This window comes from Parageobacillus thermoglucosidasius (assembly GCF_001295365.1).
GTDB lineage: Bacteria > Bacillota > Bacilli > Bacillales > Anoxybacillaceae > Parageobacillus > Parageobacillus thermoglucosidasius.
Window position 1 is genome coordinate 331,524 of sequence record NZ_CP012712.1, and the last position, 17,963, is coordinate 349,486.

19 protein-coding genes and 1 pseudogene are annotated in these 17,963 nt (G+C 45.4%); 12 read left to right on the forward strand and 8 right to left on the reverse strand.

Features of this window, described 5'->3' with window-relative positions:
* Positions 1 to 3: 3 nt before the first annotated feature.
* From AOT13_RS01620 to AOT13_RS01635, 4 genes are all read right to left on the reverse strand, one after another.
* Positions 4 to 966: a processed acidic surface protein gene (locus AOT13_RS01620; RefSeq protein WP_003247802.1), complete on the reverse strand. Its 963-nt coding sequence runs from the start codon at positions 964 to 966 to the stop codon at positions 4 to 6.
* Between the two features lie 211 nt (positions 967 to 1,177).
* Complete coding sequence (locus AOT13_RS01625) at positions 1,178 to 2,554, reverse strand: aspartate kinase (RefSeq protein WP_042384742.1); 1,377 nt, start codon at positions 2,552 to 2,554, stop codon at positions 1,178 to 1,180.
* Between the two features lie 32 nt (positions 2,555 to 2,586).
* Positions 2,587 to 2,706, reverse strand: a complete 120-nt coding sequence (locus AOT13_RS01630) for a histidine kinase (RefSeq protein ID WP_230457072.1) — start codon at positions 2,704 to 2,706, stop codon at positions 2,587 to 2,589.
* Positions 2,693 to 3,148: a DUF1284 domain-containing protein gene (locus AOT13_RS01635; protein ID WP_003247799.1), complete on the reverse strand. Its 456-nt coding sequence runs from the start codon at positions 3,146 to 3,148 to the stop codon at positions 2,693 to 2,695. The genes AOT13_RS01630 and AOT13_RS01635 overlap by 14 nt, the downstream gene beginning before the upstream one ends.
* Positions 3,149 to 3,295: 147 nt before the next feature.
* On the opposite strand from AOT13_RS01635, the gene AOT13_RS01640 reads away from it, so the two are divergent.
* The 3 genes from AOT13_RS01640 to AOT13_RS01650 all read left to right on the forward strand — a co-directional run bounded on the left by AOT13_RS01640 (position 3,296) and on the right by AOT13_RS01650 (position 5,978).
* A complete protein-coding gene (locus tag AOT13_RS01640; RefSeq protein WP_013876151.1) occupies positions 3,296 to 3,865 on the forward strand; it encodes a hypothetical protein in 570 nt (189 codons plus the stop codon).
* Positions 3,866 to 4,055: 190 nt separating this feature from the next.
* On the forward strand, positions 4,056 to 5,576 hold the full coding sequence (gene adh / locus AOT13_RS01645) for an aldehyde dehydrogenase (RefSeq protein WP_003247795.1): 1,521 nt from the start codon (positions 4,056 to 4,058) through the stop codon (positions 5,574 to 5,576).
* A gap of 66 nt (positions 5,577 to 5,642) precedes the next feature.
* Complete coding sequence (locus AOT13_RS01650; protein WP_003247792.1) at positions 5,643 to 5,978, forward strand: DUF779 domain-containing protein; 336 nt, start codon at positions 5,643 to 5,645, stop codon at positions 5,976 to 5,978.
* A 117-nt stretch (positions 5,979 to 6,095) separates the two neighbouring features.
* On the opposite strand, the gene AOT13_RS01655 is transcribed toward AOT13_RS01650, so the two are convergent.
* From AOT13_RS01655 to AOT13_RS01665, 4 genes are all read right to left on the reverse strand, one after another.
* Positions 6,096 to 7,724, reverse strand: a complete 1,629-nt coding sequence (locus tag AOT13_RS01655; RefSeq protein WP_042384746.1) for an MDR family MFS transporter — start codon at positions 7,722 to 7,724, stop codon at positions 6,096 to 6,098.
* The gene (locus tag AOT13_RS01660; RefSeq protein ID WP_042384748.1) at positions 7,703 to 8,644 is read right to left on the reverse strand and encodes a TetR/AcrR family transcriptional regulator; all 942 of its coding nucleotides are present in this window, start codon (positions 8,642 to 8,644) and stop codon (positions 7,703 to 7,705) included. Before AOT13_RS01660 ends, AOT13_RS01655 begins: the two co-directional genes overlap by 22 nt.
* Entirely contained in the window at positions 8,641 to 8,790 is a 150-nt protein-coding gene (locus tag AOT13_RS20295; RefSeq protein WP_003247786.1) for a hypothetical protein, read from the reverse strand. Before AOT13_RS20295 ends, AOT13_RS01660 begins: the two co-directional genes overlap by 4 nt.
* A gap of 167 nt (positions 8,791 to 8,957) precedes the next feature.
* Positions 8,958 to 9,833 (reverse strand): ROK family protein, encoded by an 876-nt coding sequence (locus AOT13_RS01665; protein ID WP_013399896.1) that lies wholly within the window; start codon positions 9,831 to 9,833, stop codon positions 8,958 to 8,960.
* A gap of 511 nt (positions 9,834 to 10,344) precedes the next feature.
* Here AOT13_RS01665 and ssuE point away from each other — a divergent pair.
* The 9 genes and pseudogenes from ssuE to AOT13_RS01705 all read left to right on the forward strand — a co-directional run bounded on the left by ssuE (position 10,345) and on the right by AOT13_RS01705 (position 17,900).
* Complete coding sequence (gene ssuE, locus AOT13_RS01670; RefSeq protein WP_013399895.1) at positions 10,345 to 10,881, forward strand: NADPH-dependent FMN reductase; 537 nt, start codon at positions 10,345 to 10,347, stop codon at positions 10,879 to 10,881.
* A 94-nt stretch (positions 10,882 to 10,975) separates the two neighbouring features.
* A pseudogene (locus tag AOT13_RS19290) lies at positions 10,976 to 11,179 on the forward strand (PLP-dependent transferase); the annotation flags it as partial.
* 72 nt (positions 11,180 to 11,251) lie between these two features.
* The gene (locus AOT13_RS01675) at positions 11,252 to 12,154 is read left to right on the forward strand and encodes a LysR family transcriptional regulator (RefSeq protein WP_042384750.1); all 903 of its coding nucleotides are present in this window, start codon (positions 11,252 to 11,254) and stop codon (positions 12,152 to 12,154) included.
* A gap of 133 nt (positions 12,155 to 12,287) precedes the next feature.
* Positions 12,288 to 12,656 carry a NifB/NifX family molybdenum-iron cluster-binding protein gene (locus tag AOT13_RS01680; protein WP_003247778.1) on the forward strand — a complete coding sequence of 123 codons (369 nt, stop codon included), beginning with the start codon at positions 12,288 to 12,290 and terminating at the stop codon, positions 12,654 to 12,656.
* A gap of 37 nt (positions 12,657 to 12,693) precedes the next feature.
* Entirely contained in the window at positions 12,694 to 13,473 is a 780-nt protein-coding gene (locus tag AOT13_RS01685) for an ATP-binding cassette domain-containing protein (RefSeq protein ID WP_042384752.1), read from the forward strand.
* Between the two features lie 110 nt (positions 13,474 to 13,583).
* Positions 13,584 to 14,702 (forward strand): LLM class flavin-dependent oxidoreductase, encoded by a 1,119-nt coding sequence (locus tag AOT13_RS01690; protein WP_042384753.1) that lies wholly within the window; start codon positions 13,584 to 13,586, stop codon positions 14,700 to 14,702.
* 65 nt (positions 14,703 to 14,767) lie between these two features.
* On the forward strand, positions 14,768 to 15,736 hold the full coding sequence (locus tag AOT13_RS01695; RefSeq protein ID WP_035501691.1) for an aliphatic sulfonate ABC transporter substrate-binding protein: 969 nt from the start codon (positions 14,768 to 14,770) through the stop codon (positions 15,734 to 15,736).
* Positions 15,737 to 15,764: 28 nt separating this feature from the next.
* On the forward strand, positions 15,765 to 16,541 hold the full coding sequence (gene ssuC / locus AOT13_RS01700) for an aliphatic sulfonate ABC transporter permease SsuC (RefSeq protein ID WP_003247768.1): 777 nt from the start codon (positions 15,765 to 15,767) through the stop codon (positions 16,539 to 16,541).
* 30 nt (positions 16,542 to 16,571) lie between these two features.
* Positions 16,572 to 17,900, forward strand: a complete 1,329-nt coding sequence (locus AOT13_RS01705) for an LLM class flavin-dependent oxidoreductase (protein WP_042384756.1) — start codon at positions 16,572 to 16,574, stop codon at positions 17,898 to 17,900.
* The last annotated feature ends 63 nt before the right edge of the window (positions 17,901 to 17,963 follow it).

Here is a 17,963-nt window from a genome sequence, read left to right on the forward strand (position 1 = left end):
TTCTCACTCCGCCGCTTTGCTTTTGGCCCGCCAAAACACATAAACGCCGAACAAAGCAAGCAAAAGGCCGAGCAGCGCATTGGCAAGATACGGAGAAGCGGTATCCGGCATTTTGTCGCCGCGCATTGTCTCTTTCATTTCACTTGCCAGCATGCTGGCATGGATGAATTTTTCCCCCGCCCGGAACACGTATCCCGAAGCCAGTATCTCCTCCGATAACTGCACATCTGAAAGCAATTCGCCTTTTTGGTTGTACAGTTCAATCAATAAATCGCGCCCGCCAAGCGTATGTAGCGACAGAAGCCGGCGGTAAGACACTTCCTGTTTTTTCCCGTTTTCCAGCAAATAAAATTTCGGTTTTATTTGCAGCACAGACAGCGCATCTTCCCAAATGGAAAGCAATTGCTGTTGTTGCTGTTTCGTCAGCAGTGCCGCGTCTTCCACCTGCAGAAACGGTTTCATGCGCGCGGTTAACGCTTCCAGCTGCTGCGGCAAATTTTGGCGGAGCGCGGCAACATGCTCAAATAAACGATTCGCTTCCTTTTCCGTAAAGCCAATCGCTCCAAGCATATCGTTAATTTGCTGCATTTGTCCGTTATGGCGCAAATAAAAGGCGACGGCCGCATCCAAGTCTTCAATAAATGTATAATCTTGCACCGTTTCGCCAAACTGGCCGAGCAATGCTTCCAATTCTTCTTGCGTCAATTGATAGCGCTTGAGCAACTGCTGGAAATTTTCTTCTGCAATCGGTGTGCCGAGCCATTGCTTAAGTTCGGCCATCGTCTGAAAATCCGCGACCGTCATATGATAATGGTCCAAATAGTTTAGCAAATCATTCATTGTCCAGCCGATGCTGCTGAGGTACTGTTCAAGCTCCCGCTTGTCGACTTGCGCAAATGCGGGCGCGGCTCCGTGGGCGGTGGCAAAAAAGAAACATGTAATGATGGCAATGCAAAATCGTTTCATGCCGTTTTCTCCCTTCTTAAGCTGTATACATTGGTAGTATTTTCCGAACCTCTATGTCTTATGTATAAAAACAGAGGCAATCTGGGAAATGGGGCAAAAACGGCGCTGCTTTCCGATGTCTCAAGCCCACCGGACGGAGATCTGAAAAACATATAAAAAAGGCGGGCACGAAAGCGATGAACCGCTGTTCGTTCCGCCTCTTATGTATTGCTTAAACTTCGTTTCCCACCACTGCTTCTTGAAAATATGCCTGGTAGAGCGCGCGCACCGCATCGACTACGGCTTCTTCCTTGACGCCGAACATCATGCTAACTTCCGATGAACCTTGGTTGATCATTTCGAGGTTAATGTTTGCCTGCGCAAGCGCCGTAGTCGCCTTTGCCGCCATCCCGACGGCGCGCTCCATCCCTTCGCCGACGACCATGATCAGCGCAAGCCCGTGCTCAATATGAACTTCGTCGACTTTCAGCTCTGCTTGAATGCGGGCTAAAATGCGTTGTTCTTTTCCTTCTTTCAATTGGTTTGCCCGCAAAATCACAGACATGTTGTCAATGCCGGACGGAGCATGTTCATACGAAATGCCTTCATCCTCTAAAATTTGCAATAATTTTCGCCCAAAGCCGATTTCCCTGTTCATTAAATATTTGCTGATGTTAATGCTGCAAAATCCCGTATCGCTGGCGATGCCGGCAATCGGTTCGTCGAGATGGTTTCGTTTTGCGACAATCCAAGTGCCTGGGGCAGCGGGGTTATTCGTATTTTTCACACAAACAGGAATGCCCGCTTTATAAACCGGTTCCAGCGCTTCGTCATGGAACACGGAAAACCCCGAATACGAAAGCTCGCGCATTTCCCGGTATGTAATTTCTCTTAACTGACGCGGATTTTCGACAATGGAAGGATTGACGCAATAAATCGAATCGACGTCCGTAAAGTTTTCATATACGTCCGCTTTCACCCCGGCTGCCACAATCGATCCGGTGATATCCGAACCGCCGCGCGGGAATGTGACAATATTCCCTTCCGGCGAGTAGCCGAAAAATCCGGGAATCACTAACACGCCGTGCCGGTTTCGCAAATGGTAAAGCTTTTCATACGATTCCGGCAAAATTTGCGCATTCCCCGGTTCATCCGTAACGACAATTCCCGCTTCCCGCGGGCTGACATAGCTTGCCTCCAGCCCGATCTCCTGCAAATAAAGCGCCATCAATCGCGCATTATGGTCTTCCCCGCTCGCTTTGATGGCATCCAGCAAACGGCTTGGATTATCGCGGTATTCGTTCATTTTCCAGTGCAAGTCGTTTTTCAATTCTGCCAAAAACTCGTCTGCCGGCAATTCGAGTTCCTTGGCGATTTCCGCATATCGCTTTACTACCGCTTGGACGATTTCGTCACACGTTTTTCCGGCCATGACGGCTTGCGCCAACTGGATAAGAATATCGGTTATTTTTATGTCATCTTTAAATCGCTTTCCGGGAGCTGACACGACAATAATGCGGCGCTCCACGTCAGAGTTGATGATATGAGCCACTTTCCGGAACTGCGTGGCGCTTGCAACCGAGCTTCCGCCAAATTTTGCTACTTTCATTCCCCCATAACCCTCTCTGTCAGAAAAATCTCTTATATTTGTCTATCATACCACACTTTTTCATAAATGGCGTCATTATTTTTGATGAATTCTGACAACAATATTGCTACGGTGCCAATGGTGCGAACCGCCGCCGCGTCAACGCCGGCCATCCTCCTCAATTTTTTGCGCGACATTGCCGCGTTGCACATTCGCAATTCCTTCTTTACATACGCCGTACGGAAGCCACGAACAGTTGGCGCATAAGTAGTCCAAATCATCCGGGCGCACTTTTTGCGCTGTCCGCTGCACTAATTCCGATTTTAAATAAACGCCGTTTTCTTCAATTCCTAAATGACGGATCACTTTTTGATCCATCGAAAGGACATGTTCGTTCGAATCCGGGGCCGCCTGGCATGCCGTTTCCCCGTGATGCGGACACGCCATGCACGCATCGTCGAGCGCGGCCACGACTTGGATCAGAAAATCTTGCTCTTCATCGCGAATTTTCGCCACCACTTCCCGCATTTTTTCGACAAACGCCGGGCTGTATCCCATCCCGCGAAATCCATGGACACATAATAAATGATGGCCTCGCAACCGCAGCGGCTTCATCGTTTCTCTCCTTCCCTTTTCTGTTAGTTCCATCTTACTGAAAGAAATGCGATTGTACAACTCGAAAACAAAACGGGCATTTGACGGATCGTTAACAAACATGGCATTCTTAAATTACAACAGTGATTGAGAAAGGAATTGTTGCTCATGAACATGACAAAAGAAGAAGTCGCCCGTGCATTGTCCGTGCTTTTTCATGAATTAACCGCGCATTGGACGAAAGAAAAAATTCACTCGGATGTGCTTGAAACGATTATGAAATTGCGAATCGAATCAGCCGGCGTGGAGGAATATATGCACGGATTAATTGCGAACGTGGCATTCGCGACAGAATCATCATATGCCTTGCAGCAAGTGCTGGGAACGATGCTGCAGGAACAATCCTTTCTTTCTCCAGCAGCGGTCGAGAAAATGATGAATGAAGCGCAAGCGCGAATCCGCGGGCATATAGCCGAACTCATTTCCCGCTATAAAACGCATTTCGAACAAATTCATGATAAAACGGAACGCAAAAAGCAGCTTGAACGTTCTTATAGCGCGCTGTTGATCGTCAATCGCATCAAAACAGATTTTTTGTTTCAGTTCATTCATGAAAGCAACCAAAACGCCGCAAAGCGGTTTTTTGCCGCAAATCCAAACGATGTGCTTGAAGCGTTCCATCATTTAAGCAGCGTTTATGCGAGCCGGTGGCTTGAAGGGCTTGAGCTGCATTACTAGACTCCCGCTTTTTATTTTGCATTACTAGATTCCTGTTTTTTTATTTTTATATATTTTTGAATAATTCTAAATTTTAATTTGACAAAATTCCCATATAATGATAATTTAATAATCGGGAGAAATTTTTCGCATCATTGACGCATATACTCCTTTTTGTAAGCGTGTACAAAAATACAAAGGGGGAATTTGGATGATTTACGCTCAACCTGGGCAACCTGGTTCGCTCATCACTTTCAAAAAACGCTATGAAAATTTCATTGGCGGCAAATGGGTTCCGCCGGTCGATGGCGAGTATTTTGAAAACATCTCTCCAGTCACCGGGAAACCTTATTGTGAAGTGCCGCGTTCCAAAGCAGCAGACATTGAGTTAGCGTTAGACGCTGCCCATGCCGCGAAAGACGCGTGGGGCCGCACTTCCCCTGCCGAACGCGCGCGAATCCTCAACAAAATCGCCGACCGCATCGAAGAAAACTTGGAAATGCTCGCTGTTGCGGAAACATGGGAAAACGGCAAGCCGATTCGCGAAACGCTGAATGCGGACATTCCGCTTGCCATCGATCATTTCCGCTATTTTGCCGGCTGCATCCGCGCAGAAGAAGGGACGTTAGCGGAAATCGACAATGATACAGTCGCCTATCACTTTAAAGAACCGCTTGGGGTTGTCGGGCAAATCATCCCATGGAACTTCCCGCTTTTAATGGCAACTTGGAAGCTCGCGCCAGCATTAGCCGCGGGAAACTGCGTTGTCCTGAAACCTGCAGAACAAACGCCAACTTCGATCCTCGTGCTTATGGAACTCATTGAAGATTTGCTTCCTCCAGGTGTTGTCAACATCGTCAACGGATTCGGCTTGGAAGCCGGAAAACCGCTCGCTTCAAGCAACCGCATCGCGAAAATTGCATTCACCGGTGAAACGACAACAGGGCGTTTAATTATGCAATACGCATCGCAAAACATTATCCCAGTAACATTAGAGCTTGGCGGAAAATCGCCGAACATTTTCTTCGAAGACGTTGCGGCAAAAGATGATGAATTTTTCGATAAAGCCATTGAAGGCTTTACGCTGTTCGCGTTAAACCAAGGTGAAATATGTACGTGCCCTTCCCGCGCTCTCATTCAAGAATCGATTTACGACCAATTTATAGAGCGTGCGTTAGAGCGCGTTAAACAAATAAAACAAGGCAACCCGCTCGACACGGAAACGATGATCGGCGCCCAAGCATCTTCGGAACAATTGGAAAAAATATTATCGTACATTGATATCGGCAAGCAAGAAGGTGCCGAATTGCTTATCGGCGGAGAACGCAACTTCTTAGAAGGAGACTTAAGAGACGGCTATTACGTGAAACCGACGGTTTTCAAAGGCCATAATAAAATGCGCATTTTCCAAGAAGAAATTTTCGGGCCGGTTGTCTCCGTCACGACATTTAAAGATGTCAACGAGGCGTTGGAGATCGCCAACGAAACATTGTACGGTTTAGGCGCCGGCGTCTGGACACGCGACATTAACACCGCTTATCGCGTTGGACGCGGCATCCAGGCAGGACGCGTCTGGACAAACTGCTACCACATCTATCCTGCGCACGCGGCATTCGGGGGCTATAAGTTATCCGGATTCGGCCGTGAAACGCATAAAATGATGCTTGAACATTATCAACAAACGAAAAACTTGCTTGTCAGCTATTCACCGAAAAAACTTGGGCTCTTCTAGTATTTCAAGGCAGCGTGTGTTTCACGCTGCCTTTCCTGCCTATTCATTCTTTAGGAGGGATGTACGATGAGTGACCAGCCAAAAGTGATCGCGACAGAAGCCGCTTTGGAGCTGATTGAAAAACTTAAGGCAAAATACGGGCCGCTTATGTTTCACCAATCGGGCGGGTGCTGCGATGGCAGCTCACCGATGTGCTACCCGCAAGGCGATCTCATCATCGGCGACTCCGACGTGCTGCTTGGAGAAATCGGCGGCTGCCCGTTTTACATTTCCAAAGCGCAATACGAATATTGGAAACATACGCAGCTTATTATTGACGTCGTTCCCGGGCGCGGCGGCATGTTTTCCTTGGAAGGCCCTGAAGGCGTCCGCTTTCTCACCCGTTCAAAAGTGTTCGGTTAGTTGATTTCAGCCATGGCAGTCCGTTTGTTCAACGAAAAAACGCCCCGGCCAATCGCAAAACCGCATGATCCTTCTTTTGGAAACACCATCTCCTCTATAAAAAAACTGCCGCGGAGTTCAGCTCTGCGGCAGTTCTTCGTTTTTGCCACTTGTTTGCAATGGCCGTTGTTTGTCAGACAGCTTGATTTTCTTCATCCCAAATACAAGCGCCGTTCCGCCGATGACAAAAATAAGACCAAACAGGAATACGGAATGAAGCGAATCGACGAGCGACTGTTTTAAAATCGGCACAAATGTCTCCCGCATTTGCGGCGGAATTTTCTCAAGCACCTCCGGGCTAAACAAAATGGAATAAAGCCCTTGCGGATCATCATGAATCATATGGGCAAACCGGTCTGCCATGCCTTTCGCCTGCGCCGGAAGCGACTGCAACACTGGCATGAAACGGTCATCCAAAAGCTGGCTGGAGCGATGGTTCATCACCGCACCTAAAATCGTCATTCCGAACGTCCCGCCGATCGAGCGGAAAAACTGGCTGGAGGAAGTGACAACACCAAGCTCCGACTTTGGAAAACTTTCTTGCAAAGCGAGTGTTAAAATCGGCATCACTAACCCCATGCCAAGCCCTAAAATGATCATATACAACGTGGCCGTCCATTTCGACGTATCCACGCCCATCGTGCTTAGTAAACTGAATCCGGCCGCCATAATGACCATGCCAATGAATATTTGTGATTTTACGCCGATTTTATAAACTGTCCGGCCGCCAACGATACTGCCGATAATCATTGTAATCATCATCGGCGTCATAATCGTGCCGGACTGGGTTGCACTCACTCCGATCACTCCTTGCATAAAAAACGGAACGAACATAATCGCCCCAAACATGCCGACACTCATTAAAAAGCCAATTCCATTAAGCACGATAAAGGTGCGGTGACGGAATAAATGCATCGGCAAAATCGGTTCTTCTGCTTTCATCTCCACGAATACAAACACGGTTAAAAAGACAAGCGCCACCGCAAACAGCGCCACGATTTGCCATGATGCCCATTCGTACTTATCTCCGCCAAATGTCAGCGCCAAAAGCAGGCTGACCACGCCGACAATCATTGTAAACATTCCGGCAAGATCAAATTTCACTGGCCCTTCCGCTTTATATTTGCTCAATCCCATCGCAATAAAAATGGTGGCTAAAATCCCGATCGGAAGATTAATATAAAATACCCAGCGCCAATTCAAATGGTCGACGATAAAGCCACCGATTTGCGGGCCTAATACCGAGGCAAGGCCGTATAATGCCCCAAAAACTCCTTGCCATTTCGCGCGTTCTTTTCCGGTAAACACATCCCCGATGACGATCATGGCCATCGGCATCATAATTCCCCCGCCGATTCCTTGCAGCCCGCGGTAAATGACGAGCTCTGTCATTTTATCCGCCATGCCGCAAAGGGCGGAGCCAACCATAAAAATGACGAGTCCTGTCACATAAATGACCCGTCTGCCTAATAAATCCGCAAGTTTTCCGGCAATCGGCACAACCGCCGTTGATGTGAGCATATAAGCGGTCGTCAGCCATGTCATCAATTTTAACCCGCCGAGCTCCCCGACAATGCGCGGCATCGCCGTTCCGACGATCGTTCCGTCCAATGCCCCAAAAAGCATGGCAATGATAAGACCCGTAATTAATATATTCCGATGGCGAATGGTACTCGATTGCATTGCTAATTCATTTTCTTTTTCCATTTCCGTCTCTCCCATCTATTCGTTGTCATATATTGTTGAACGGCTTTAGCCAACGATGCTAAATCATCGGCGAACGCCGGAATATGCTGTTTTTCGATATATAATAAAATCCCTTGTACGACATATTCCTTCGGTGCCGACTCTTCATTCATTAACTCTGCTTCAAGCGCATCAAGCGCGGCATGAATCTTGTGCTGCACCTTTTTATCGAGCGAAAGGGATAAAAGCTTTTTTTGCAAATGGGCAATGTGGGCGCTAATCTTTTCTTGCAATATGCGCCACTCTTTTTCTTCCAGCTCCATCAACGGTTTTAACATTTCTTTATTTAAAATTGGCGCTTCTTCATGCGAAAAACTCGCAATGATCGCATCCAAACGCCGCACGAGAAAACGCGCCAATTCTTCGGCGTGCAGCTTATTGGCCTGCAAAAAGACACAAAACATATATTGGCGGATCATGCCATTAAGCATCGTTGCCACATCAAACACGTACCGCTCTATCTCTGTTCCGTATACTTCGATGAGCCGGTCGCAATACCATGAAAAGATGTACGTTTGCTGCTTCAATAAATAATGGTGAATATCGCTGCTAATTTTCGGAAATTGTTCTGTCATCATCATTTGCAAAAAGTCCTTATGCTCATGCATATTCGCAAAATGCGCAGCGATTTGCTGAATAAACCGCTCTTTTTCCGAACCGCTATCTTGCGGAATGGCGGTGAAGCTTGCCAGCATTTTTTCAAAATAGTGCTGAATGATGGCGAGCATCAAGTCTTCTTTGGACGAAAAATGATGATAAAACGCTCCTTTCGAAATTCCCCACGCATCGACAATATCTTGAATCGATGTCGAATAGTATCCTTTTTCCGCAAACAGCTTCATCGCCGTTTCGATAAATTGCACGCGCCGCTCGTTTGTCATCGCCTTGTTTCATCTCCTATCCCGCCAACTATTTCCATGCATTTCCGGTACGATGGCAGCAGCACACGCGGCTTCACCAGCTCCGCGCGCACGCCCCGCTGCAAAAGCCATTGGACAATTCGCCGATAATCCGTTTCTTTTTTCATTGGACTCCGCTCCTAACGGTAATATGACTTAACGGTCAAAAATATTATAAAACACCATTATATATTTATCAAATTATTTTATTTATAACAAAATTATAAATAACTTATGACCTGTAAGTCATAAAAATAATAAAAAAGACCGCCTGTTTGAACAAGCGGTCAGCAGATCATGGCGCCAACGCCTGCTCAGCGAGAGCCAGCGCCCCGCAGATGCCGGCATTATCGCCAAGACCAGGAAGCACAATATATTGATCGATATCATGCAAAACTGCTTCTTGCTGAATGTACCCGTTCAACAATTCCTGAACGTTGCGGCGGATGCTTGGCAACAGCTGTTTTTGCTTCATGACGCCGCCGCCGATAATCACTTTTTCCGGCGATAAAATTAAAATGTAGTTGGCAATCGCCTGCGCCAAATAAAACGCTTCTAACTCCCAAACTTCTGCGCGGCCGGCCAGTTCCGCGCCTTTTTTCCCCCAGCGCTTTTCAATCGCCGGTCCGGACGCCATTCCTTCCAAGCAATCTCCATGATATGGGCAGACGCCGGCAAATGCATCTTCTGGATGGCGGCGGACGAGAATGTGCCCCATTTCCGGATGCATGAGGCCATGGAGCAAGCTGCCTTCCACAATCGCCCCGACGCCAATTCCCGTTCCGACAGTAATATAAATGCAGCTTTGCAGCCCTTTCGCGGCACCCCAGCGCCGTTCCCCAAGCGCTGCCGCATTGACATCGGTATCAAAACCGATCGGCACGGAAAAATGCCGTTTCATTTCGCCGACAAAATTGAAATTCACCCATTTTTGTTTCGGCGTGCTCGTAATATAGCCATATGTCGCACTGCCGGGGCGCAAATCAATCGGGCCGAACGAACCGATGCCGATGGCCTCTAATTCATATTGTCGAAAAAACTCGACAACATGGCGCATCGTTTCTTCCGGTTCCGTCGTTGGAAACATCACTCTCTCTTTTATCTTTCCATTCCGGTCCCCGACAGCGCACACAAATTTCGTGCCGCCGGCTTCAATCGCTCCAAGATACACGCGCTTTTCCCCGCTTTCTTTTCGATGATTTCCACTTTCATTGTATCATAACGCCTTGCGCCATTAGCGGCAGACATTCTTAAAAATTAATTAACACGGGAAGCCTTCCTTCATAAGCCAATGGCGATTTTCCCTCTCCCTTGTTTTTCTGATTCATTTTCATGATGTTCTTATGTGCTTTGATCACTTTCCTTTGCTTTTTTCCGCTGATAAGCTATCCATAGGCCTTCACCAAACCCGCGCCGGCCTTTCCAGCTGGCCGCCTCCCTGCCCGCGGCAGCCTACTGCACGGCGCCCGCTCCATAAAAAACCGCCATTTAACAGCCATGTGAAGCCATTTCAAGGAAGTTCACCGCACGGATGCGCGGCAAGATGACAAAAAATATTCATTTTTGCGGCGATATTGACAGTAAATAAATATGGTGATATGATTACGAACATAAAACACACTAATCCAATATGATTTATTTGTTTTGTTCATGGGATCAACCCGCAGAAAGGAGCAAATGATATGAGCAACGTCGTCATTATCAACGGAAATCCTTCTTTGACATCCAGACTTAACGGAATGATTCAATACGTCGAACAACGATTGGCGCAAGCAGGCATTGAAATCGGGCACATCCGAGTCGCGGAATTGCCCCCGGAAGATTTAATTAAAGCAAAATTCGATAGTGAAGCCATTTTGCACGCTAACAAAAAAGTCGAAGAAGCAGACGGCATCATTATCGCGAGCCCAGTGTATAAAGCGGCGTACACAGGAGTATTGAAGACATATCTTGATTTGCTTCCGCAAAAAGGGTTGTCGGGGAAAATCATTCTTCCGCTGTTTATCGGCGGCACAATCGCTCACCTTTTGTCGATTGACTATGCATTGAAACCTGTACTATCCGCATTGGGAGGCAGATATATCCTCGGGGGAGTGTATGCGGTCGATACATGGATCACCCGGAATGAACAAGAAGGGTATAGCCTGTCCGAAGAGCTGATCCATAGATTGGATGAGGCAGCTGCCGAATTCGCTGATTTACTCCAGCGAAAAAATTAATTGCCGACCGACAAAATCATTCTTTTTCCGCTAAGGGGGCATCTATTTTTCAGAATTTATTTAATTTTAAATTCCGCAAACATTGATTATTCTTTCACATGTCGCTAATGTTGGCGATTCTAAATCGCTGGTGATTCCCCCGGCAACTACCACCCACTCGCGCTTGCTTCCGGAAGAGCAGCTTCAGGCCGGTGTCACTCCTGAGCAGATTCGTTTATCCATTGGTTTAGAAGACGTTGACGATATTATCGCCGATATTGAACAGGCGCTTTCCGAAGTGCGCACAAAACATTTTTGAGGTGATAGATGGCAGATTGACCATTCTGTGGCAATCTGCATTTTTCTATATCCGCGTTAAGGGGGCGATACCATGGACTTAAGAACGATCAAGACATTTAAAACCGTTGTTAAATACGGGAGTTTCCAACGGGCAGCGGAAGAATTAAACTATGCCCAGTCCACTGTTACTACTCATATCAAAAATTTAGAAGACGAGTTAGGCGTTACTTTGCTGAAAAGAGGCAAAACATTGCAGCTGACAGAAGCGGGAAGATTGTTAAGCGAAAAAGGAGAATTCCTCTTAAAAGGCTTTGAAAATCTCCAAAGTTCACTACAAGAATTGGTGCAAGGCGAATCCGGAATCATAAGAATCGGTGTGATGGAACCAACAGCAAGCTACCGGTTGCCACCCCTATTAGCCTCGTTCAGAAAAAAATATCCAAAAATTCAACTTAACATTCAAATTCATAGCAGCCAGTCTTTGGTGGAGATGGTTATGAAGGATGAAGTTGACTTAGCTATTTGCACGGCTCCCGAAACGGCGACAAATACCGTCTTTGATCCGCTGTTTTCAGAAGAAGTGGTGCTGTTAGTCCCAGTTGAACATCATCTCAGCCAAAAAGAAACCATTTATTTGGAAAATTTAAAAAATGAACAACTGCTGATGACCAGCTCTTCGTGCCCCTTCCGTAATAATTTGGAAAAGAAAATGATTGAATTAGGCATTAACCCTGTCTATGGAATTGAAATCAGCAATATGCTTGCCTTAAAGCATTATGTGCAGTCTTCGTTAGGAATCGCAGTAGTTCCCCGGATCACAGTGAACAATCCTCCTGAAGGCACTGTCATAAAACCAATTGCCGATTTTCGTAAAGGGTTAACCGTAGGCATTCTGAGAAATTCTGAAAGGTTTTACAATAATAAATCCATTGAAAGATTGATGGATGTTCTTTATGCGAATTTGGCAGGCAGCCGCGAAAAACAAGACTTATAAGTTTCTCTTCATTTTTTTTGAACGATTTCTTCTATTTTTTCAATTATACAAATAACCAAAATAGAGTTATAGTATTTAATAAATACTAATCATATGTATTTACTTGGATATAAAACAGAAAAAAGGAGGTTCAATGAGATCCATGATCATTGCTTTAGTATTAGATCATGATGAAAATATTGTGCCCATCATTGATGGAACGATTGTCCGAATCTACGACACAGAATCAGGAAAATATCAAGATTATCCGAATCCAGCGCTGCATTTGAAAGAAGGACGGCGCGGAGCGGTCTTGCGTTTTGCCCAAGAAAAAGGAGCGGCCGTTTTCGCTTCCCCTCCTAAAACGTTTTGTGAGCTTTCCTATGCGAAAGCCCAGGAAAATCACATTCAATTTTGCCAGCTCGATGGACCAATAACGTTCGATGCTTTTCAGGAACTCTTCAACAATGGAAAAATTCTTATAAAAGATCACCTTCCCGCTCAAGAAATTGTTCCAAGCTAGCTAAATAAAACGCCAGCCAGCATAGGAGGAGAAGAATATGCCCGAAACAAGCGGTGTAGAGCTAAGTATTCATCAATTGGAGAAATCGTTTGGCCATTTACACGTTTTACGCAAGATTGATTTGCAAATAGCCTCGGGGGAATTTGTGGCGATTGTCGGGAAAAGCGGTTGTGGAAAAAGCACATTACTTAGGCTCATTGCCGGGCTGGAAAAAGCAACTTCTGGAGAAATCAGGCAAAATGGAAAAATAATTAAGGAGTTAAATCCTCAAGCACGAATCATGTTCCAGGAAGCGCGTTTACTGCCTTGGAGATCGGTTCTTGAAAATGTCGGAGTTGGGCTTCGTCTCCAAAAAGATTGGAAGCAACGAGCAATTTGGGCATTGAAACAAGTCGGTCTAGAAGAACGGGCGCACGACTGGCCTTCCGTTTTATCAGGGGGGCAAAAGCAACGAGTTTCGCTGGCAAGAGCGCTCGCCGCTCAACCGCAATTATTATTGCTGGATGAACCGTTAGGAGCTTTGGATGCTTTAACTCGCATGGAAATGCAGGCACTGATTGAGGAGATTTGGCAGCAGCAAAAATTCACGGCATTATTGGTTACCCATGATGTCAATGAAGCGATTACTTTAGCCGATCGTGTTGTTTTAATCGAAAAAGGAACGATAAAAATGGATTTGCCAATTCCTCTCCCGAGACCCCGGAACCGGTCTGACTCCGCTTTTATCGAATTAGAAGAAAAAGTTTTGGCACATGTATTGGAAAAAACATCATTGAAAAAGGAAACAGAGAATCTTAAAAGCGTCGCGAATGAATAGCCGCTATGATCTGCTGCGTTTTTGTTCCATTGGCAAGTTCCCAGTTTGTGCACCGAAGCGGCGCCGGACGATGACAAATAAAACTATTCATAATATTGGAGGAATGTTATATGGTCGAATTTATCACAATGGCCCCAACATCAGGAGACAGTACACTTGTTGGGTTAGCCAATAACTCGTCAAAACTGAATAGCTGGACAGGAACAGATGAAAATGCAGAACGCCCCCCTACCCAAGAATATATTAAAGCGATTGCCCAGGCTGCTGAAAAAGGCGGATTCTCGACGCTTTTACTGCCGACTGGCACAGGATGCCTTGATTCTTTAGCCGTTGCTGCCAATTTAATCGCCTATACAAGCAAATTAAAATTCCTATTTGCAATCCGCCCTGGTTTTATTGCACCTGCTACCTTTGCCAAACAATTTGCCACTGTGGATTATTGGTCAAATGGAAGAGCCTTGGTGAATATTGTTACCGGAGGTTCGCCGGTCGAGTTAGCCAGCGAAGGGGATTATTTAGATCATGATACCCGTTATAAGCGGACACGCGAATACATGCAAATATTAAAAAAACTATTTACTGAAGAAAGCGTTGATTACGAAGGGGAATTTTTTACATTAAAAGGAGCCTCATTATTTCCAAAACCAGTAAAAACACCGCTAATCTATTTTGGCGGGGCATCAGAAATCGCCAAAGAAGTCGCGGCGGAAGAAGCGGATGTTTACATGATGTGGGGGGAAACTTTTGAAAATACAAAACAAAGACTTGAAGAAATGAAACAGAGAGCAGCCAAACATAACCGGACGCTGAGTTATAGCGTTTCGTTTCAAGTCATCCTCGGGAACACGGAAGAAGAAGCATGGGAAAAGGCGAACAAGCTGATAAGCAAAGTGTCAGCATCCATATTAGCAAAAAAAGAGGAAATGATTGCGAAAGGAGATTCTATTGGCGCAAAACGCCTGCATCAACTTATGGAAAGCAGCAAAGAACGTAACTTCAAAATCGGTCCGAATTTATGGGCGGGACTGACTCAAGTTTTATCCGGAAATTCTATTGCCCTTGTCGGCACTCCTGAGCAAATCGCTGAACGGATTGTCGAACTGGTGGAATTAGGGTTCGACAAAGTGTTGTTAAGAGGCTTCCCTCATTTGGAAACGATTGAGCAATTAGGAGAGCTAGTCATTCCAAAAGTGAGAGAAAAACTCGCACAAAAACAGCTTGTCAAATGACCTTTCATGATACGGATTTCCTGTTGATGTATCAAACAAAATACTAATGGATTGGAGAATAGATCATGAGGTCCATGAAGCGGAGCAAGCATATTCTTTGGATCATTCACTTCCTCGTATTTTCCCTTTTACTGTCATCCTGCGGGAAAGCGGAAGAAACGGGCGGGAAAAACAAAGAAATTCATATTGGATATCAAAAAAATGGCACTACCTTATTGTTAAAACATAAACAAGAACTGCAAAAAGAGTTGGAAAAAGAAGGATATAAAGTAACATGGTCAGAGTTTAACACCGGAAGCTCGATCCTTGAAGCCTTAAATGCTGGAAGTATTGATTTTGCTGGCGCAGGGGACATACCGTCCATCTTTGCGCTGGAGAAAGGCAGTAATTTTAACTATATTGCCAGTGAGCCATCGTCTCCGTCTTCAGAGGGAATATTGGTGAGAAAGGATTCGGGCATTCAATCACTGGAAGATTTAAAAGGAAAAAGAATCGCCTTTAATAAGGCTTCCATCGCTCAATATTTATTAACAAAAGCTTTAGATTCAGCAGGTTTATCGATGGATGATGTCGAGCCGGTGTACCTGAATCCTCCTGAAGCAAGCATTGCTTTTGAACAAGGCGAAGTGGATGCGTGGGTCGTATGGGATCCTTATATGACGGTGGCCGAAAGCAAAGGACACATCATTTTAAAAGATGCAACTGGAATTGTTCCGTATCGGACTTTTTATTTCAGCACTCCTGAAATAGCGAAAGAACATCCCGAAATAGTCAAAAAATTTGTGGAACATTTATCTAATATAGGAAAACAAATTAATCATGACCCTACCGAAGCTGCCGCGCTGCTGCAAAAAGCCACCAATATCCCGGCGGAAACGTGGGAGAAAGTATTAAACAATAAAAAGTCGGATGTTCACTTTATGGATGAAAAAGCTGTGCGTGATTTGCAAACAGAAGCAGATGATTTGTTAAAAATCGGGCTTATCAAAAAACAAGTGCAGATCGAAGATTACGTATGGTATCCAGAGAAATAAAGAAAACGGATGAGGAGAGAAAATATCGATGAAAAAAATAAGGAAAATCTACGATCAGATTGCTCCATGGATAGTTCCCATTCTGCTATTGATTGCTTGGCAACTATTCTCTGCAATCGGGTGGATTTCAGAAAGAGTATTGCCATCTCCTCTTGAAGTCTTATTAGCGGCAATAACGTTGACGAAAAATGGAGAGTTATTCACGAATATAGGAGTCAGTTTTACCCGTGCTTTTATTGGATTCGTGATTGGAGGCGGAATCGGATTAATTCTTGGATTATTAAATGGAATCTATCCTGTAGCGGAAAAGTATTTAAATACGACGATTCAAATGTTTCGCAATATTCCGCATTTAGCCTTAATTCCTATCGTTATTTTATGGTTTGGTGTCGGAGAGGAAGCAAAAATTTTTCTCGTAATCATTGGTGTATTTTTCCCAATTTATATTAACACTTACCATGGCGTCATTTCCGTTCCAAAAGATTTGATTGAAATGGGAAAAGTATATGGTCTGTCTAAGTGGATCTTGTTTTCCAATGTGATTTTCCCTAGTGCACTGCCTTCCATTTTAGTTGGTTTGCGTTACGCCCTTGGCGTCATGTGGCTGACGCTGATTGTCGCTGAAACTGTGGCAGCAAGTTCCGGAATCGGATATATGGCGATGAACGCCCGTGAATTCATGCAATTGGATGTGGTGGTGTTATCCATCTTGTTATATGCCCTGCTCGGCAAGCTGGCAGACTCGCTGGCAAAATGTTTAGAACGATACTTTCTTAAATGGAATCCGGCATATCAAAAAAAGTAAACATGGAAAGAGCTGGAGGGGATTTGAACAATGAAAAAAAAGCAAATGAAATTGGGCGTGTTTCTCATGGGAACAGGCCACCATATCGCATCTTGGAGACATCCTCATGTTCAAGCTGATGGATGTGAGGATTTCGCCTTTTTTCATAAAATAGCCAAAATAGCGGAAAAAGGAAAATTAGATATGCTGTTTTTAAGCGACGGGCTGTCTTTTAATGAACTTTCGCATCCGGCGGAATTAGTGAGATTTGAACCTATCACGTTATTGGCTGCGCTGTCTGTTGTCACCTCCCATATCGGGCTGGCGGCAACAGCGACGACCACCTATAACGAACCTTTCCATATCGCGAGAAAGTTTTCCTCGCTCGATCATTTAAGCAAAGGAAGAGCCGCATGGAATGTGGTGACTTCATACTATGAAGACGAAGCGAAAAATTTCAGCCAGGACGCTCATTTAGACCATCATCTTCGTTACGAGCGGGCAAAAGAATTCGTGGAGGTGGTGAAAGGACTGTGGGACAGCTGGGAAAAGGATGCACTCGTCCGCGATAAACAATCAGGCGTTTATTTCGATCCTAAAAAGCTGCATCCGTTAAACCATAAAGGCAAATATTTTTCTGTAAAAGGCCCGTTGAACTCTTCCCGCTCCCCGCAAGGAAGGCCAGTCCTTATCCAAGCAGGGTCATCGGAAGACGGAGTCAATTTTGCCGCACAAATTGCAGACGTGATTTTCACCGCGCAACAAACATTGGAAGAAGCTCAGCATTTTTATCGAAAAGTGAAAAAGAAAGCGGCGGAATTCGGCAGAAATCCTGATGAAGTGATTATTATGCCCGGTGTTTCTCCATATATAGGCAATACAGAACAAGAAGCAAGAGAAAAATACGAACAGCTGCAAGAGCTTATTGTTCCTGAAATCGGCTTGGCTTTTCTGTCTGACTACTTAGGGGGCATCGATCTTTCTCGCTACTCATTAGATGATCCTTTGCCAGACGAAATTCCAGAAACCAATGGAAATAAAAGCAGAAGAAAGTTAATCATTGATCTTGCAAGAAGAGAAAACTTAACGATCGGGGAGCTTTATAAGCGCATTGCCGGCTCGCGGGGGCACCGGATCATTTTCGGAACGCCAGAGCAAATCGCAGATCAGTTAGAAGAATGGATCATCCATGAAGGAGCCGATGGCTTCAATCTGATGTTCCCGTATTATCCTGACGGCCTATCTGAATTTGTTGACCAAGTGATCCCGATCCTTCAAGAAAGAGGATTGTTCAGAAAGGAATATGAAGGAACAACGTTACGGGAACATCTTGGATTGCCTGAGCCTGAATCAAGATATTCTCCGGCGCCCAGCCAATGAAACGGTAGCGCACGTTTGCCCGGGCTGCTAACGCGGAAACACCGCTACCGGCAAACGCATCCT

Coding starts and splice junctions, on each gene's coding strand:
- AOT13_RS01620 (WP_003247802.1), bottom strand. CDS start 966: ATGAAACGATTTTGCATTGCCATCATTACATGTTTCTTTTTTGCCACC.
- AOT13_RS01625 (WP_042384742.1), bottom strand. CDS start 2,554: ATGAAAGTAGCAAAATTTGGCGGAAGCTCGGTTGCAAGCGCCACGCAG.
- AOT13_RS01630 (WP_230457072.1), bottom strand. CDS start 2,706: ATGGCCGGCGTTGACGCGGCGGCGGTTCGCACCATTGGCACCGTAGCA.
- AOT13_RS01635 (WP_003247799.1), bottom strand. CDS start 3,148: ATGAAGCCGCTGCGGTTGCGAGGCCATCATTTATTATGTGTCCATGGA.
- AOT13_RS01640 (WP_013876151.1), top strand. CDS start 3,296: ATGAACATGACAAAAGAAGAAGTCGCCCGTGCATTGTCCGTGCTTTTT.
- adh (WP_003247795.1), top strand. CDS start 4,056: ATGATTTACGCTCAACCTGGGCAACCTGGTTCGCTCATCACTTTCAAA.
- AOT13_RS01650 (WP_003247792.1), top strand. CDS start 5,643: ATGAGTGACCAGCCAAAAGTGATCGCGACAGAAGCCGCTTTGGAGCTG.
- AOT13_RS01655 (WP_042384746.1), bottom strand. CDS start 7,724: ATGGAAAAAGAAAATGAATTAGCAATGCAATCGAGTACCATTCGCCAT.
- AOT13_RS01660 (WP_042384748.1), bottom strand. CDS start 8,644: ATGACAAACGAGCGGCGCGTGCAATTTATCGAAACGGCGATGAAGCTG.
- AOT13_RS20295 (WP_003247786.1), bottom strand. CDS start 8,790: ATGAAAAAAGAAACGGATTATCGGCGAATTGTCCAATGGCTTTTGCAG.
- ssuE (WP_013399895.1), top strand. CDS start 10,345: ATGAGCAACGTCGTCATTATCAACGGAAATCCTTCTTTGACATCCAGA.
- AOT13_RS01675 (WP_042384750.1), top strand. CDS start 11,252: ATGGACTTAAGAACGATCAAGACATTTAAAACCGTTGTTAAATACGGG.
- AOT13_RS01680 (WP_003247778.1), top strand. CDS start 12,288: ATGAGATCCATGATCATTGCTTTAGTATTAGATCATGATGAAAATATT.
- AOT13_RS01685 (WP_042384752.1), top strand. CDS start 12,694: ATGCCCGAAACAAGCGGTGTAGAGCTAAGTATTCATCAATTGGAGAAA.
- AOT13_RS01690 (WP_042384753.1), top strand. CDS start 13,584: ATGGTCGAATTTATCACAATGGCCCCAACATCAGGAGACAGTACACTT.
- AOT13_RS01695 (WP_035501691.1), top strand. CDS start 14,768: ATGAGGTCCATGAAGCGGAGCAAGCATATTCTTTGGATCATTCACTTC.
- ssuC (WP_003247768.1), top strand. CDS start 15,765: ATGAAAAAAATAAGGAAAATCTACGATCAGATTGCTCCATGGATAGTT.
- AOT13_RS01705 (WP_042384756.1), top strand. CDS start 16,572: ATGAAAAAAAAGCAAATGAAATTGGGCGTGTTTCTCATGGGAACAGGC.